General features: G+C 72.1%; 11 protein-coding genes. 7 read left to right on the top strand and 4 right to left on the bottom strand.

Annotation, left to right across the window (positions count from 1 at the left end; translation table 11 throughout):
- Positions 1 to 747 (top strand): VOC family protein (locus Voc01_RS01830; RefSeq protein WP_203925449.1); only part of this gene is annotated, 747 nt, incomplete at its 5' end.
- On the opposite strand, the gene Voc01_RS01825 is transcribed toward Voc01_RS01830, so the two are convergent.
- A complete protein-coding gene (locus tag Voc01_RS01825; RefSeq protein WP_203925448.1) occupies positions 748 to 1,737 on the bottom strand; it encodes an aldo/keto reductase in 990 nt (329 codons plus the stop codon).
- 27 nt (positions 1,738 to 1,764) lie between these two features.
- On the opposite strand from Voc01_RS01825, the gene Voc01_RS01820 reads away from it, so the two are divergent.
- Entirely contained in the window at positions 1,765 to 2,475 is a 711-nt protein-coding gene (locus Voc01_RS01820; protein ID WP_203925447.1) for a DUF72 domain-containing protein, read from the top strand.
- Here Voc01_RS01820 and Voc01_RS01815 read toward each other — a convergent pair.
- Positions 2,472 to 4,640 (bottom strand): sensor histidine kinase, encoded by a 2,169-nt coding sequence (locus Voc01_RS01815; protein WP_203925446.1) that lies wholly within the window; start codon positions 4,638 to 4,640, stop codon positions 2,472 to 2,474. The two genes, Voc01_RS01820 and Voc01_RS01815, sit on opposite strands and share 4 nt — an antisense overlap.
- 63 nt (positions 4,641 to 4,703) lie before the next feature.
- Between Voc01_RS01815 and Voc01_RS01810 the strand changes: the two genes are divergently transcribed.
- On the top strand, positions 4,704 to 6,191 hold the full coding sequence (locus tag Voc01_RS01810; protein WP_203925455.1) for a fused MFS/spermidine synthase: 1,488 nt from the start codon (positions 4,704 to 4,706) through the stop codon (positions 6,189 to 6,191).
- Positions 6,192 to 6,272: 81 nt separating this feature from the next.
- On the opposite strand, the gene Voc01_RS01805 is transcribed toward Voc01_RS01810, so the two are convergent.
- The gene (locus tag Voc01_RS01805; RefSeq protein ID WP_203925445.1) at positions 6,273 to 7,196 is read right to left on the bottom strand and encodes a putative endonuclease domain-containing protein; all 924 of its coding nucleotides are present in this window, start codon (positions 7,194 to 7,196) and stop codon (positions 6,273 to 6,275) included.
- A 176-nt stretch (positions 7,197 to 7,372) separates the two neighbouring features.
- Here Voc01_RS01805 and Voc01_RS01800 point away from each other — a divergent pair, with 176 nt between their 5' ends.
- From Voc01_RS01800 to Voc01_RS01790, 3 genes are all read left to right on the top strand, one after another.
- A complete protein-coding gene (locus Voc01_RS01800) occupies positions 7,373 to 8,059 on the top strand; it encodes a response regulator transcription factor (protein WP_203925444.1) in 687 nt (228 codons plus the stop codon).
- A gap of 38 nt (positions 8,060 to 8,097) precedes the next feature.
- Entirely contained in the window at positions 8,098 to 9,465 is a 1,368-nt protein-coding gene (locus Voc01_RS01795; protein WP_203925443.1) for a sensor histidine kinase, read from the top strand.
- A gap of 564 nt (positions 9,466 to 10,029) precedes the next feature.
- On the top strand, positions 10,030 to 12,219 hold the full coding sequence (locus Voc01_RS01790; protein WP_203925442.1) for an MMPL family transporter: 2,190 nt from the start codon (positions 10,030 to 10,032) through the stop codon (positions 12,217 to 12,219).
- A gap of 63 nt (positions 12,220 to 12,282) precedes the next feature.
- On the opposite strand, the gene Voc01_RS01785 is transcribed toward Voc01_RS01790, so the two are convergent.
- The gene (locus Voc01_RS01785; RefSeq protein ID WP_203925441.1) at positions 12,283 to 12,495 is read right to left on the bottom strand and encodes a DUF3072 domain-containing protein; all 213 of its coding nucleotides are present in this window, start codon (positions 12,493 to 12,495) and stop codon (positions 12,283 to 12,285) included.
- Between the two features lie 81 nt (positions 12,496 to 12,576).
- Here Voc01_RS01785 and Voc01_RS01780 point away from each other — a divergent pair, with 81 nt between their 5' ends.
- Positions 12,577 to 16,635, top strand: coding sequence for a PDDEXK-like endonuclease domain-containing protein (locus Voc01_RS01780; RefSeq protein ID WP_203925440.1), 4,059 nt, complete (start codon positions 12,577 to 12,579; stop codon positions 16,633 to 16,635).
- Positions 16,636 to 16,866: the final 231 nt, after the last annotated feature.

Here is a 16,866-nt window from a genome sequence, read left to right as displayed (position 1 = left end):
GGTCCACTATGGTCGGTTGTCGTGGCGATCGCGACTTTCAAGGACCTCTGCCTCGACGCCGGCTCCGGCGACGGCGACGCGCTGGCGCTGGCGACCTTCTGGCGCAAGGTGCTCGGCGGCAGGGTGGTCGACCTCGGCGACGGATCGGCCCGCGTCGACACCGGCGCCGGCATCCCGCTGTGGGTCGACCCGGTGCCGGAGAAGCGGAGCAAGGGCACCCGGGTGCACCTCGACGTGCGGCTCCCGGCCCGCGACCCGAAGCCGCTCGTCGCGGCCGGCGCCACCCTCCACCGGTCACCCGGCGGCGACATCAAGTGGTGGCTGCTCACCGACCCCGAGGGCAACGAGTTCTGCGCGTTCCCCCCGAAGCGGGGCGTGCCGACACCGCTGAAGCGGCGCGCGCTGGCCGCCGTCTACGAACTCGTCGTCGGCGCCAGGGACCCGGCGGCACAGGCGATCTGGTGGACCTCGGTACTCGGCGGCACCGCCCGCACCGGCGACGGCGACGCATACGTCGAGGGCGCCGCCGGAATGCCGTGGCAGTACCTCGTGTTCGACAAGCTCCCGTGGCGCAAGCGCGCCAAGAACCGCATGCACTGGGACGTGACGCTCACCGACCCGACCCCCGACAGGCTGGTCGCCGCCGGAGCCACGGTGCTCCGCGCCCCCGGCGACCGCATCTCCTGGTGGGTCATGGCCGACCTCGAAGGCAACGAGTTCTGCGCCTTCGCACCGAAGGGGAACTAGCTACCAGCGGTCGTGGACCCGCGGGCGGACCAGCTCGTCGTAGACCCGCGCCACCGCCTCCACCGTCGAACGGTCCAGCGGCGCGAGCGCGGCGGCGGCCGCGTTGCCCGTCGCCTGCTCCGGGGTGCGCGCACCCGGAATCACCACCGACACCCCCGGCTGGTCGAGGATCCAGCGCAGGGCGAACTGCGCCGTCGTGGCGCCGTCGGGGGCCAGCGACCGCAGCCGGCGGACCGCTTCGAGACCCGTGTCGTACGGGACCCCGGAGAACGTCTCGCCGACGTCGAACGCCTCGCCGTGCCGGTTGTAGTTCCGATGGTCGTTCTCGGCGAACTCGGTGTGCTCGTCGTAGCGGCCCGACAGCAGCCCGCTGGCCAGCGGCACGCGGGCGATGATGCCGACACCGGCGTCGACGGCCGCCGGCAGCACCCGCTCCAGCGGCTTGAGCCGCAGCATGTTCAGGATGATCTGCACGGACGCCACCCCGGGCCGGGCGATCGCGCGGAGCGCCTGGTCGCTCGTCTCGACGCTGACGCCGTACGCGGCGACGGCCTTCTCGGCGACGAGCGTGTCGAGGTCGTCGAACACCCGGTCGGAGTCGAACACCGGGTCGGGCGGGCAGTGCAGCTGCACCAGGTCGAGCGTGTCCACACCGAGGTTCGCCCGCGACCGGTCGGTCCACTCCCGGAACTTCGCGAGGGTGAAGTTCGCGGGATCCAGCGCCTCCCGGCGTCCCATCTTGGTCGCGACCGTCACCGCCGACGAACCGAACCCGCCCGCGGACCGGAACCGGGCGATCAGCTTCTCGCTGCGACCGTCGCCGTAGACGTCGGCCGTGTCGATGAACGTCACCCCGCTGGCGACGGCCGCCGCCAGCACCTCGAACGCCGCCTCGTCGGTGACCTCGCCCCAGTCGGCGCCCAACTGCCACGCCCCGAGACCCACCACACCCACCGACCGGCCGGTTCGGCCGAGGATCCGTTGTTCCATCCCTCAAAACTAGGGTATTGGCACGGTGTGATCGTCCTCGGCACCTCGGGATGGCAGTACCGGGACTGGCGCGGCCGGTTCTACCCGGACGGGCTGCCCCAGAAGAAGTGGCTGGAACACTACGCGGAGCACTTCCGCACGGTCGAGATCAACAACGCGTTCTACCGGCTGCCGGAGCGGACGACGTTCGAACAGTGGCGCGAGCGCACACCGGCCGACTTCTGCTTCGCGGTCAAGATGAGCCGGTACCTGACCCACATCAAACGGTTGAAGGAACCGGAGGAGCCGATCCAGCGGTTCTTCTCCCAGGCCGACGCGTTGGGCCCGAAGCTCGGACCGGTGCTGTTCCAGCTGCCGCCGAACCTGAAACGCGACACCGGCCTCCTCGACGCGGCGCTCCAACTCGTCCCGAAGGGCGTGAAGGTCACCGTCGAGCCGCGGCACGACTCGTGGTGGGTCGACGACACGCGCCGGGTCCTCGAACGGCACGACGCCGCACTGTGCTGGGCCGACCGGCACAGCCGCCCGCTGACTCCACTGTGGACGACGGCGTCGTGGGGATACCTGCGCATGCACGAGGGCCGGGCGAAACCCTGGCCCCGGTACGGCCGCACCGCGCTGCGCTCCTGGGTACGGCGGACCGCGGAGCTCACGTGCGTCCACGTGTACTTCAACAACGACCCCGGCGGCGCCGCGATCACCGACGCCCGCGCCTTCGAGGCCCTGAGCTCGCGTTAAGCGAGCGGTAGCCGCACCCGGAACGTGCTGCCCGGGCCGGGCCGGTCGAGCAGTTCGAGGGTGCCGTGGTGGGCCTCGACGATCGCCCGCGAGATCGCCAGGCCGAGCCCGCTGCCCGGCACGCCCGCGCTCTTCGCGGCGCGGCCGCGGAAGAACCGGCCGAAGAGGTTCGACCGCTCCTTCACCGGGATTCCGATGCCGGTGTCGGCGACCTCGAGCACGGCCAGGCCGCCGGCGGTCTCCAGCCGCACCACCACCGAACCCGTGCCCGGCGTGTAGGTGAGCGCGTTGCCGACCAGGTTGTCGACGGCCTGCCGCAGCCGGGGCACGTCGGCCGCGACCCGGATACCCGGCGCGATCTCCGTCGTGACCGGCGGCGGTGCGCCACGGCCGCTCCACGACTCCTCGACCGGTGCATCTCCCCGGGCCGCCGTCGCGCGACCGGCCGCGTCGCGGACCACCCCGGCGACGAGGTCGCTGATGTCGGTCGGGTTGAGCTGCACCCGGGCGTGCCCGGAGTCGAACGCGGCGAGGTCGAGCAGGTTGGCGATGATGCCGCGCAGGGTGGCGGCGTTGCGCTGCACCACGGCGAGCATCGTGCGCGCGTCGTCGGGGAGGTCCGGGTCCTCGATCACCAGGTCGGTGTAGGCGGAGATCGAGGTCAGCGGCGTACGCATCTCGTGACCGACGAGCCCGATGTACTCGTCCTTGCTGCGGGCCAGCGCCTGGGCGAGCTCGGCGGCGCGCCGGCGCTCCAGGTAGGTGGCCACGTGCGCGGCGACCTCGGACAGCAGCCGCGCCAGGTCCTCGCGCTCGTCGTCGACGACCGTGTCGGCGAACAGCGTGAGCACCCCGAGCACCCGTTCGGCGCTGCGGATCGGCACCGCCAGGTTCGCGCCGTCGCCCGTGGCCCACACCGGCCGGCCGCTCTCGCTGGCCCGCCGGGCCAGCGCGTGGCCGGGAGCGGGTGGATTGCCGGTCGCGTGGCCGTGCGGGGCGAGGCTGGCCGTCGCGCAGCGGCGCAGGTCGGAGCCTTCACGAAGCCACAGCTCGGCCCACGGCCAGCCCAGGGCGCCGACGACGAGGTCGAGGACCTCGCCGCCGGCCTCCTCCAGCGTCGGATCGTCCTCCAGTACGCGGGCGACGGCCATCTCGCAGTCCTTGAACCGGCCGGCCCGCACCATCCCGGTGACCTCGTGCACGGCCATCACCGCGCCGAGCACCTCACCGTCGTCGGAGCGGAGCTGGCGGCCGTTGCACAGGTAGTACCGGTCCGGCTCGCCGTCGAGGCGGATCATCATCGGCTCGCTGTGCACGAGTTCGCCGTGCAGCGCCCGCACCAGCGGCAGCTCCTCGGTGCGCATCAGCCGGCCGTCGACGTGGTGGGCGTGGTGCCGGCCGGGCCACTTGTCTGGCGTCTCGTGCTCGACGTCGCCGGTGATGCGACGCATGTGGCGGTTGAACATGATGAGCCGGCCGTCCTGGTCACAGGCGACCACGGCGGTGTCGAGCGAGCCCAGCAACGCGTCGAGGAAGGCCCGGCTGCGGGCGGCCTCGCGGATCGCGTCCATGAGCGTCCGGTCGTGCCGGCTGTCGGTCGTGACCGGCCCGTCGGCACCTTCCGGCGCGAACCCGGCGGCGTGGCGCGCGAGCCCGGCGGTGTCGCGAGCGAGCCCGGCCGTCTCGCGTGCGAAGCCGGCGGCCTGCGCGGTCGTGTGGGCCGCGTCGTGCTCGGCGAGCATCGCGGTGACCACGCTCGCGGCGTCACTGACGGCGTTGAGCTCGGCGGTGGTCCACTGCCGGGCGACCTGGTCGGCGACGCAGACCGCGCCGACCGCGGCGCCGGCGAGGTGCACAGGGAACCCGGCGTACGCCACGACCCCGGTGGGCTTGTCGGTGTCGTGGACCACCAGGGGCAGGTCGGCGTTGACCACGTGCTGGCACAGCGACTCCGACAGCGGCAGGTCGCGCTGGCGCACACCGTGGGCGGCGACCAGGTACTCGCGGTGGTCGTCCAGGAGCGAGATGGCGCCGATCGGCGCGTGACCACCGCTCGCGACGAGCCGGGCGAGCCGGTCGAGGGGGACGTGCGACCCTTCGAGCAGCACGCGGGCGCGTTCGACCGCCGCGAGCCGGGACGGCCGGCTGAGCACGACGTCGGACACGGTTGCCTCCTCTCGGCCATGTCCATTATGGTGGTTTTGACTCTTTAGCGGAGGCGCTTCCGGCTGAACCGTCGCTGTCAGCCCGTCCGCGTAGCATCGGCCCCCGTGCCTCTTCACCCGCGCCTCGCCGGTGCCCTGGTGTTCTATTCGAGCGGCGCCGTGCTGGTGCTGGAGATCGTCGGCCTGCGGCTGGTCGGGCCCTATGTCGGGGTGACGCTGCAGACCAGCAGCGCCGTGATCGGCGTGGCCCTGGCGGCCATCGCGTATGGAGCGTGGACCGGCGGCTGGCTGGCCGACCGGATCGACCCGCGCCGGCTCCTCGGCCCGGCAATGCTCGCCGGAGCGGTGACCACCGCCGTCACGGTGCCGGTGGTGCGCTACGCGGGCGAGTTCCTGCGCGGCACCGACGCGGCGAACGTCGTGATGCTGGCCCTGCTGGCACTGTTCCTCCCGGCCGCCCTGCTGTCGGCGGTGACCCCGCTGGTGATCAAACTGCAGTTGGACGACCTGGCGGTGACCGGCCGCATCGTCGGCCGGCTGTCGTCGGTCGGAACGCTCGGCGCGATCACGGCGACCCTCGGCACCGGGTTCGTGCTGGTGCGCTTCCTGCCGTCGAGCGTGATCGTCCTGCTGGTGGCCGCGGTCACCGCGGTGATCGGGCTGTGGCTGTCGTTCCGGTTCGGGCTGTGGGTGTCGCGGCGCGGCCGGGTCTCGATGGCCGTGATCGGGCTGGGCGCCGCCGGGCTGGCCGCCGTGGCGCCGACGCCGTGCGACGTGGAGACCGCGTACCACTGCGCCTCGGTGACCACCGACCCCAACCGTCCCTCGGGCCGCACGCTGTGGCTCAACTCGGCCCGCCACTCGTACGTCGACCTCGACGACCCGAAGCACCTCGAGTTCGCCTACGCCCAGTGGATCACCGCGGTGGTGGCCCTGCGGCCCCCGCAGGACGTGCTGCACCTGGGCGGCGGCGGGTTCACGCTGCCCCGTTACTACGCAGACACCGTCCGCGACCAGGTCGTCCTGGAGCTCGACGAGGGCCTGGTGGCCCTCGACCGCCGCGAGCTCGGCCTGGTGACCGGCCCGTCGTTGCGGGTGCATACGGGTGACGGGCGTGCGCTGCTGGCCCGGGAGGCCACCGACTCGCGCGACCTGCTGATCGGCGACGCGTTCGGGCACCTGGTGGTGCCGTGGCACCTGGCGACCGTCGAGCTGACCCGCGACGTGCACCGCGTCCTACGCTCCGACGGGGTGTACGCCCTGAACGTCATCGACGGCCCGGGCCGCCGGTTCGTGAGGGCGGAGGCGGCCACCGTCGCCCAGGTGTTCCGGAACGTGCTGGTGATCTCGCCACCCGAGGCCCTGGCGGGCAGCCGGAGCGCCAACTTCGTGATCGTCGCCTCGGACGCGCCCCTCGATCTCGCCGCGATCACGGACGCGGTGGCCCGGGTACCCGAGCCGGCCGCGGTCGTGGAAGCGAGGTCGTGGGCCGGCAACGCCATGATCCTCCGGGACGACCACGCCCCGGTAGACCAACTCCTATCCTCCTAACCCCCGCTTTCCGCGATCTTGGACGTTCGTACATCGAAATCGATGTACGAGCGTCCAAGATCGCGGAAAGAAGGGGGTGGGTCAGGGGGTCCAGCCGGCTGCTACCAGGGCGGCGTGGAGTTGGGCCGCGACCTTGGCCGGCTCGTGGATCAGGGCCCAGCCGGGGAAGCGGAGTACCCGGTCGCCGGTGATCCAGAGGTTGTTCTGGCGCTGCATGTCGGCCCACCAGGTGCGGACCTCCAGGTGCCACGAGCCGTCCACCTCCACGTGCAGCCGGTATTCGGGCCAGTAGGCGTCGAGGTAACGGTCGCGTCCCGAGGCGTCGGCCCGGTGCACCTGCCGGTCGGGCGCGGGAAGGTGGTGCCGGCGGCACAGGGTCACCAGGTTGAGCTCGGTGAGCGCGTGGGAGCCGCCGCTGGCGAGGGCCGCCGTCTCGAGAACCAGGGCACGCCGGCGGCTGCGCGGCATCACGCTCAGCACGGCCTCCAGTTCGCCCGGCGCTACGCGCCTCTGCTGGAAGGCCGCGGCCACGATCGCCCGTGCGTCGTCGTCGGTGGCTGCCCAGGCTGCGGCGTCGACCACCGAACGGGCGACGGTGGTGCGCGGTGGCGAGCCGACCCACCGGACGTGCTCGGGCGGCAGCGCGGCGGTGCGGTGGACCCGCACCCCGGTAGCCGACCTGACCCGGCGACCGGCGGGGATCAGGACATCGATCGCCGGCCTGTCGTAGCCGCGCAGGCCTTCCAGCGTCGCGGCCGTGGTGCCGGCCAGCACCCCGTCGCGCCCGGCGCGGAGGACGGCGGCCCACAACTGCTGCTGCCGGGTGAGCGGACCGGAGTGCGCGACGACGACTCCCCATGCGGGCCGCTGCCACTGCCCGCCCCGGAGCCGGTTGGCCGCCGCGCCCCGGCCGAGGTGATCGCGGGCCTGCGCCCAGCTGATGACATCGTTCTGCTGGAAACGCAGCCAGTCGATCTCGTCAGCGTCCGGCCGGGGAAGTTCCATGCCGCCGCACTCCGCCGGCCCGCCCGGCAGGCCCGCCACCCCAGGTGGGAGGCCTGTGGACAACCCTCCCGATCTTGGACACTTGGGCATCGAAATCGATGTACGAACGTCCAAGATCGCGGGGGAACCCGGCCCAGGAGTCCCACGCGCAACATGGGGACAGTACGGTGACAGCCATGGCGACGGTGTTGCTCGTCGAGGACGATCACGTGGTGCGGGGTGCCCTGCTGCGCTCGTTGACTGACCTGGGGCACACCGTGTACGCGGTCGGCACCGCTCTGGAGGCGTTACGGCGGGTGGCTTCCGACGCCCCCGACTGCGTCGTTCTCGACCTTGGACTGCCCGATCTCGATGGCGCCGACGCGCTGCGCATGATCCGGGGCGTCTCCGACGCTCCGGTGATCATCGCTACCGCGCGTGACGACGAGGCGGAGATCGTCCGATTGCTCAAGGCGGGTGCCGACGACTACATGGTCAAGCCGTTCACGAGCGCGCACCTCGACGCGCGGATGGCGAGCGTGCTCCGGCGGACCGGCCGAGGGGTGAAAGAACCACCCAGCGTGCTGGAGGCCGGCGGCCTGAAAGTAGACCTCGCGCAGCGGCAGGCGTACCTTGACGGCGCGCCGTTGACCCTGACGCGCAAGGAGTTCGATCTTCTGGCCTACCTGGCCGCCCGGCCCGGCCGGGTCGTCTCCCGTCGAGAGCTTCTGGAGGAGGTATGGCGTCAGCCTTCGGTGGGGGAGGACCAGACGATCGACGTTCACCTGTACTGGCTCCGCCGCAAGCTGGGCGAGAGCGCGGCGGCCCCGAGATACCTGCACACCGTGCGGGGGGTCGGGGTTCGGTTCACGGCACCCGACTGAGGGCCGCGCTGGCGTACGTCAGCGTCGCGGTCACCTCGATGGTGGCCATCGCTTTCCTCATTCCGCTGGGCCTCGTCGTGCAGCAGCTCGCGGAGGACCGCGCGGTCGCCGACGCCGAACGGATCGCGGCCGCCGTCGTGGCCGTGCTGGTCGTCCGGCCCGACCAGGCCGCGGTCAACACCGCGGTGACCACCATCAGCGGCGACGCCGAGGGACGCGTCGCGGTGCACAACTCCCCGTCGGTGCAGATGGGTACCGGTCGGGCCCGCACCGCCGAGATCGACCAGGCCGACGACGGCAGCGAGATGCTCACCGTCGACGTCGACGGTGGTAAGGCGCTGCTCGCCCCGGCCCGGCTGTCCGACGGCACCGTCGCCGTCGTGGAGGTGTTCGTCCCGGAGGACGAGCTGAACAAGGGCGTGGCACTGGCCTGGTTCACCCTGTTCGCGCTGGCCGTCGGCCTGGTGGCGGCGTCGGTGTGGGTCGGCGACCGGCTCGCCCACAAGGTGGTCGGCGCGGCCAAGTCGTTCGCCCAGGCCGCCCGGTCGCTCAACGACGGGCAGCTGGGCGTGCGGGTGCAGCCCGGCGGTCCCCTCGAACTCATGGAGGCCGGGCAGGCGTTCAACTCGATGGCCGAGCGCGTCCTCGCCCTGATCAAGGCCGAGCGTGAGCTGGTCGCGGACCTCTCGCACCGGCTGCGGACCCCGCTGACCGCCCTGCGCCTCGACGCCGAGCCGATCACCGGCCCGGCCGGCGAGCGGGTCCGGCGCTCGATCAACAACCTCGAGGTCGAGGTCGACCAGCTCATCCGGTCGGCCCGGCAGCCTCCGGCCAACACCGGCGAGATCACCAAGGTCGGCGCCGACGGCCTGCCCGTGGGTGCCCGGTGCGACGCCAGCGAGATCGTCCGCGAGCGCATGGTGTTCTGGTCGGCGGTCGCCGGCGACCAGGGCCGCACGTGCAAGCGCGTCGGCGCGACGCTGCCCGCACCGGTCCCGGTGTCGCGGGCCGACCTCGCGGCCGCGCTCGACGCGATCCTCGGCAACGTCTTCCGCTACACGCCGCAGGGCACGCCGATCGAGGTCGCCGTCACCCGGCGGGACGGCTGGGTGGCCGTCCGCGTCGACGACGGCGGTCCGGGCATCCCCGACCCTGAGGCGGCGATGCAGCGGGGCGTGAGCAACAAGGGCTCCACAGGTCTCGGGCTCGACATCGCGCGCAGGCTCGCCGCGGGCGTCAACGGCGCCGTGAACATCGGGCGGAGCCGGTTCGGTGGCGCGAGCGTCGTGGTGCTGCTACCCGACGTGGAGGCGCCGCCGCGTCCCACGAGCCGCTTCGGCCTGGTGGGACGGCTGTCGCGCGAGCCCGGCAGGCGGCGCGGACGCCACCAAGGTGTCCCTCGTTAAAAGTCCTTATTAGGTCTCGTTTAAGAGGCTCGAACAGCGGTCGCACAAGCCCTAACGTCATCGGTGTTCCCATCGGGCACACCGGTTTCGCCCCCTGTCCCGCCCCGTTGAAACCGGATGTGTTCAGTTGCGACGGCGCGGGCCGGCTCGGCCCCGGCCCACGCCGTCGCTCTGGATTTCCCGATGGGAAACCACAACGTTTCTCGGTGGTGTGCCGTGTAGGGGCCAGCAAGAACATGGCGCACAGCCACAGAGCGAGGCCGGCCCGGTGTACCTGCGAACATCGGGCCGGCCTCGTTCTATGTGGTCCCAGCGGTGGCGGGCGGTGCACTCCACCGGGAACGCTTCCGGGCTGATGGGGGCCAGACCGGTCGGCGTCCAGAACAACGATGCCCAACTTCCGTGGCAGCAAAGGTCCGTCAGGGTTGCAGTCAGGGTTCCCCTGAGCCGGATCGGACAAATCGGGTCGGGGAGCGGGCGGGGTTCGTCCCGGATGTATCAGCAGCCCCAGCTCCCTAGCGTCATTCCTGTCAATTTTCGAAGGATGACGGTAGGGGGGACGCCGTGGAACGGCGACCGGTGACTGTGCGGGTGGCCCGCTGGAGCGCCACCCACCCGTGGCGCGCGATGGCGATGTGGGTCGCGTTCGTGGTGATCTGCTTCGTGGTCGGCGGGGGTGTCGGGCTCAAGGAGGCCGAGGACGACCTCGGCATCGGCGAGGCGGGCCGCGCCGAGCAGCTGTACGACCAGGCGAACTTCGACGACCCGGCGGTGGAGAACGTCATCGTCACCGCGAAGTCCGGCCAGTTCGACCAGGCGGCGGGCACGAAGGCCGCGAACGACGCGATCCAGAAGTTCACCGGCCGCACCGACGTCGCCACGGTGGAGGGCCCGGTACCGGCGCCGAACGGCTCGGCGCTGCTGGTCAAGATCACGATGGCGGGTGACCCCGAGACCGCGACCGACCGGGTCGCCGCGCTGCAGGCCGTGACGGCCGAGGTGCAGCAGGCCAACCCCGACGTGCGCGTCGAGCAGACCGGTGGTCCGTCGATCAACAAGGCCCTCGACGAGACGCTCGGCGAGGACTTCAAGAAGGCGGAGTTCCTCAGCCTTCCGGTGACCATCGTGATCCTGGTGATCGCGTTCGGCGCGCTGATCGCGGCGGGGGTGCCACTGCTGCTGGCGATCTCGTCGGTGGTCGGCGCGATGGGACTGTCGACGCTCGCGTCGCACCTGATCCCCGCGACCGACACGACCAACAGCGTGATCCTGCTGATCGGTATGGCCGTCGGCGTGGACTACTCGCTCTTCTACGTGCGCCGTGAGCGCGAGGAGAAGGCCAAGGGCAGAGCGCATCTGGACGCGGTGGAGATCGCCGCGGCGACCTCCGGCCACGCCGTGGTGGTGTCGGCGATCGCGGTCATCATCTCGATGGCGGGCCTGTTCCTCGCCCAGGACACGGTGTTCTCGTCGCTGGCGGTCGGCTCGATCCTGGTGGTGGCCGTCGCGATGCTCGGGTCGCTCACCGTGCTGCCGGCGATGCTCGCGAAGATGGGCCGCTGGCTCGACAAGGGCCGCATCCCGGTGCTGTGGAAGCTCACGAACCGGCAGGGTCCGCCGCGGTTCTGGCCCGCGGTGCTGAAGCCGGCACTGAAGTACCCGCTGGTGACGCTGCTCGTGTCGGCCGGGGCCCTGGTGGCGCTCGCGATCCCGGCGATGGACATGAAGCTCAAGTTCCCCGGTGAGGAGGACCTGCCCCGCGACACGGCGGCCATGCAGGCCTACGACCGGCTCACCGCGGCGTTCCCGAGCACCGGCACCAGCCACCAGATCGTGGTGAAGGCCTCGCCGACCGACGCTGACGCGGTCCGCTCGGCTCTTGACGCCCTGGTGGCGCGGGCCGCGACCGACGGTGAGTTCTCCGTTGCCGAGAAGCCGGAAGTGAAGTTCTCGGCCGACCAGCGGATCGCGGTGCTCGACCTTCCGGTGCCGTTCCACGGTGGCAGCCCGCAGGCCGAGCACTCCCTGCAGACGCTGCGGAACGACCTCGCGCCGGCGACGATCGGCGGCGTGCCCGGTGCCGAGTACGCGGTCGGCGGGTTCGTGGCGGCGAACGCCGACTACGCCGAGCACATCCGGTCGAAGCTGCCGCTGGTGATGGCGTTCGTGCTGTTCCTGACGTTCTTCGTCATGGTGGCGACGTTCCGGTCGGTGGTCGTCGCGCTGACCTCGATCCTGCTGAACCTGCTCTCGGCGGCGGCGGCCTACGGCCTGCTGGTGGTGGTGTTCCAGAGCACCTGGGCGGAGGGGATCCTCGGCTTCCACTCGATGGACGCGGTGGTCACCTGGTTGCCGCTGTTCCTCTTCGTGGTGCTGTTCGGCCTGTCGATGGACTACCACGTGTTCGTCGTCAGCCGGATCCGCGAGGCGGTGCTGGGCGGCATGTCGACCCGCGACGCGGTACGGCACGGCATCACGACGTCGGCCGGCACCGTGACCAGCGCGGCGATGGTGATGGTCGGGGTGTTCTCGATCTTCGCCACGCTCAGCACGATCGACATGAAGCAGCTGGGTGTCGGTCTCGCCGCGGCGATCCTGATCGACGCGACGCTGATCCGGGCGGTGGTGCTGCCGTCGGCGATGGCACTGCTCGGCAAGGCGAACTGGTGGGCGCCCCGCTGGATGCAGCCGAAGGCGAAGCCGCGGCACGCGGCACCGCCGGCCCCGGAGGAGCGGGTGCTCGAACGGGTCTGACGGGGTCCTTATCGGGGGGATGGGTGCCGGTGGCGTTCTCGCCACCGGCACCCGCTTGTGTATCTACTGCCCGCGGCCGGTGGCCTGCTGCAGTTCCTCGATCTTCGCGGAGGCCTCGGCCTTGGTGAGGTCGTGCGGCGCTTCCTCGCCGGCCTCCCTGGCCAGGGTGCCCAGGTAGGACTCCTGGGGCCCGGTCATCGGCTCGTCGCCCGTGACCCACTGATCCGGGTCTTTCTCCGCCGGCCGGCCACTATCGGTGACGTCGTTGCTCGCCATCGTGACTCTCCCTTCTCGAACGCGTGTCCGATACCCCCGGAAGGGGCCGGTCAATCGCTTTAACCCGTTAGGCTCGCCCGAGTGGAGGACGGCAGGACCGCGATGGTGGCGGCCGCGGTGGCCCGGTGGAGCGAACAGCTCATGGACGTCGCGGGCCGCAACGCCCTGCTGCACTACCGCGACCTGAAGGTCGGCACGCTCGACCTCGCCGGCGCCGACCCGGTCGCCCGGGGTGCGGTGGCCTCCGGCCGCTCGGTCCCGTTGGCCCGGCTCTTCCGCGACCCGCAGGCGCACGCCGACGCGGTCAAGCGCGCCCGAGCGATCCGCAACAAGGCCCGTGAGCTGCTCGAAGAGCGCGGTATCGAGACGTGTTACCTGGCGCTGGGCAGCGCCACCTGGACCAACCCGAAGGGCGGCGCGGTACCGGCGGCGCCGGTGCTGCTGCGGTCGGCGGTCCTGCGGGCGCACGGCGCGGCCGAGGAGGACTTCGACCTCACCGTCACCGCCGACGCCGAGGTGAACCCGGTGCTGGTGCACGTGCTCGGCACCGAGTACGACGTGCGGTTCGACGCCGAGCAGCTCGCCGACCTCGAACCGGCCGAGGCGTTCGAGCGCATCGCCAAGGAGGCGGCCGGCCGGGTGCGCGGCTTCGCCGTCTCGCCCCGCGAGGTGCTGGGCACGTTCTCGTACGCGAAGCTGCCGATGGTCACCGACCTCGCCGCGGCCGCACAGGCCCTCGCGGCCCACGACGTGGTGGCGGCGATCGCCGGCGATCCGTTGGCGCAGGGCGCGGTGCGGATGCCCGCAACCCCGAGCGACCCCGACGGGATCGCGCCGTCGGCGGAGTTCCTCGTGCTCGACGCCGACTCGTCCCAGCACGCCGCGATCGACGCGGTGCTCGCGGGGCAGCACGCGGTCATCAAGGGCCCACCGGGCACCGGCAAGAGCCAGACGATCGCGAACCTCGTCACGTCGCTGGTCTCGCGGGGCAAGCGGGTGCTGTTCGTCGCCGAGAAGCGGGCCGCGATCACCGCGGTGACCGACCGGCTGCACCGCCGCGGGCTCGGCCAGCTCGTCATGGACGTGCACGACGGAACCTCGGCGCGCCGGCGGATCGCCGCGGAGCTGAAGAACGCGTACGAGTCCGCGGCGCGCACGGCGTTGCCGGACCTCGCGGCCCTCCACCAGACGCTCGTCGACCGGCGCGGGCGGCTGGCCCAACACGTGATCGCGCTCCACGAGCCACGGGAGCCGTGGGGCGTGAGTGTGTTCGAGGCGCAGTCGATGCTCCTGTCACTTCCTCCGTTCCCGGTGCGGCTGCGCGGTCCGGCGCTGATGGGTGTCACCGAGGTGACCGCGCGGCAGGTGCGTGAGGCGTTGCGGGAGTACGCGTCGCTCGGCGGGCTGGCGCCGGCGGCGTCGCCGTGGCACGAGTCGACCGTCCACAATGGAGAGCTGGCGCAGGAGGCGTGGCTCGCGGCCGGCCGGCTGTCCAACGCCAGCCGTGCCCTGGAGCCGGTGTTCGCCGCGCTCGAGTCGGTCGGGCTCGCGCGGCCGCAGCGGTTGGTGGAGCTGCGGTCGGCGCGCGCCCTCGTCGACGGCGTGTCGGCCACGCTCCTGCGGTTCGACCCCGCCGTGTACGACGAGCCGCTCGCCGACCTGGTCGCCGCGTGCGCCGATCCTGCCTGGCGGCGCTCCAACGGCGTCCACATCGGATGGTGGAAGGCGCGGCGGCTGCGCCGGCGCGCGGCCGCGTTGGGTCGGGCCGAGATGGACCGCGACGAGCTGTTCCGCGGCCTGGGCGCGGCACAGGCACAGCGCGAGCGCTGGCCCTCCACCCCGACGCTTCCGGCGGAGTGGGACGCGGTGCGCCGTGTGCACGACCGGGTCGAGACCGACGTCACCACGCTCGACGGGTGTCTGCCCACAGTGGACCTGACGACGCTGGCGTGGCCGGACCTCACGGCGTACGCGGCGCGGCTGGCGGCCGACGACCGGGCCCTGCGGCGGCAACCGCAACGGCTGCAGCTCGCGGCGCAGCTGTCCGACGCCGGAGTGCAGGAGCTGGTGGACGCGCTGCGCACCGAGGATGTCAATCCGGTCGATGCGTTCGACGCCGTGTGGTACGCGTCCATCGTGGAGCATGTCGGCTTCGCCGACGCGCGGATCGGTGGGTTCGACGCCGCGGCGCAGGAGCGGATCGTGTCCGAGTACCGCGACGCCGACGCGTCACACCTCGACTCGTCGGCGTCGCGGGTGCTGCGGGCGGTGGCCGAGAACGTCGTCACCGTGCGGGAACGCCACCGCGACCAGGACCGGCTGGTCGAGCACCAGGCGTCGCTGAAGCGGCGGCACCTGCCGATGCGGCAGCTGTTCGCCACCGCGCCCGACGTGCTCACCGCGCTCAAGCCGTGCTGGGCGATGAGCCCGCTCGTGGTCTCGCAGCTCCTTCCCGCCGACGGGCAGTACTTCGACGTGGTCATCTTCGACGAGGCCAGCCAGGTGACCCCGGCCGACGCCGTCCCCGCGATCCTGCGCGGCCGGCAGATCGTGGTGGCCGGCGACGAGCACCAGCTGCCGCCGACCGCGTTCTTCTCCGCCGCCCCCGACGGCGACGGCGCGGTGGGCGTCACCGCCGACGGCTCGATCGACCTGTCGCTGACCAGCGGGTACGAGTCGATCCTCGACGTGCTCACCGCGCTGCTGCCGGCGTACACGCTGCGCTGGCACTACCGCAGCCGCGACGACCGGCTGATCGGCTTCTCCAACGAGTGGATCTACGGCCGCTCGCTCGTGACGTTCCCCGGCACCTCGTCGGCGGGCCGCCTGACCCACGTCCTCGTCGACGGCGTGTCCGCGGACGACGAGTCCACGCCGTCCGAAGTGGACCGGGTCGTGTCGCTGGTGCTCGAGCACGCCGCCGCGCGTCCCCGCGAGAGCCTCGGCGTGATCGCGATGGGCATCACGCACGCGGAGCGCATCGACCGGGCCCTGCGCCAGGCCCTGGCCGGCCGCCCCGGGCTCCACGGCTTCTTCGCCGAGAACGCGGCCGAGCCGTTCTTCGTCAAGAACCTCGAACGCGTGCAGGGCGACGAACGCGACGCGATCATCCTGTCGGTCGGGTACGGCAAGACCCCCGACGGCCGCCTGCTGTACCGCTTCGGGCCGCTGCTCACGGCCGGCGGCGAGCGCCGGTTGAACGTCGCGGTCACCCGGGCCCGGGGACGGATGACGGTGGTGAGCTCGTTCTCCGCGTCCGAGATGGACCCCGACCGCAGCACCGCACGCGGCGTGACCCTGCTGCGCGAGTACCTCCGGTACGCCGCGTCGAACAGCGTCACCGACGCCGCCACCGGTGACCAGGCCCCGCTGACCCCGTTCGAACGCGATGTCGCCGACCGGCTGACCGCGGCCGGTGTGCCGGTGGTGCCGAGGTACGGGCTGAGCGGCCAGCACATCGAGTTCGCGGTCGCCCACCCCGACCACCCGAGCCGCATGATCTTCGCCGTGGAGACCGACGGCCCCGCGTACCGGGCGGCCGGCACCGTCCGCGACCGGGACCGGCTCCGGCCGGGACAGCTGCAGCGCCTGGGGTGGCGGGTGCACCGCATCTGGTCGGTCGACTGGTTCACCGACCCCGAGGCGGAGGTGGCACGGGCGGTCGCCGCCTACCGCAGGGCCCTGGCCGACCCCGTGCCCGTCGAGCCGGTGCCCGCTCGGGTCGAGCCGCACGACGTGGACGGACCGGAGCCGGTCACGGACGTCGAGCCCGAGGAGTCCGCGGAACCGCTACCCGTCGTGGTGGCGCAGCCTCCGGAGCCGTCCGCGGAGCCCGCGGAGCCGACCGCAGAGCCCACGCAGCCCACCACGGAGCCCACACAGCCCACCACGGAGCCGACGGCACCGACGGCGGGCCGACCCCGTACCGCCCGGCCCCCGGTCCCGGCCGGCCTGCCGATCGCCGGCTACCGCCACGCCGACCTGGTGGCGCTGATCCGCTGGATCGAGTCAGACACCCTGCTCCGCACGGAGGACGAGGTCCTCGAAGAGGTCATGCGCGAGCTCGGCTTCACCCGCAAGGGCCCTAGGATCCGCGAAGCCATCACCAGAGCCCTGGCCGCCGCCCGGGCCCTCCGCTGACGCCTCCCTCCGAGGCCCACCCGCCCGTGGATCTTGCAGTTGTGGCCGGGGGGTAAAACGCCCATAGGCGCCCATATGGGCAGCCAAGACTGCAAGATCGCGGCGAAACATGAGTGGGCCGCCGCGAACGGCTGACATCGCCCGCGCTCGGGGTGCACGATTGGGCAAAGCGGGGCAAGGAGGGCGGATGCCACAACGTTCACCGGGTCGGGGTCGTGGCGACTCAGTCAG

It is taken from the genome of Virgisporangium ochraceum (assembly GCF_016863655.1).
In the GTDB taxonomy this organism is placed as follows: Bacteria; Actinomycetota; Actinomycetes; order Mycobacteriales; family Micromonosporaceae; genus Virgisporangium; species Virgisporangium ochraceum.
This window is presented reverse-complemented; position numbering and strand designations above follow the sequence as displayed.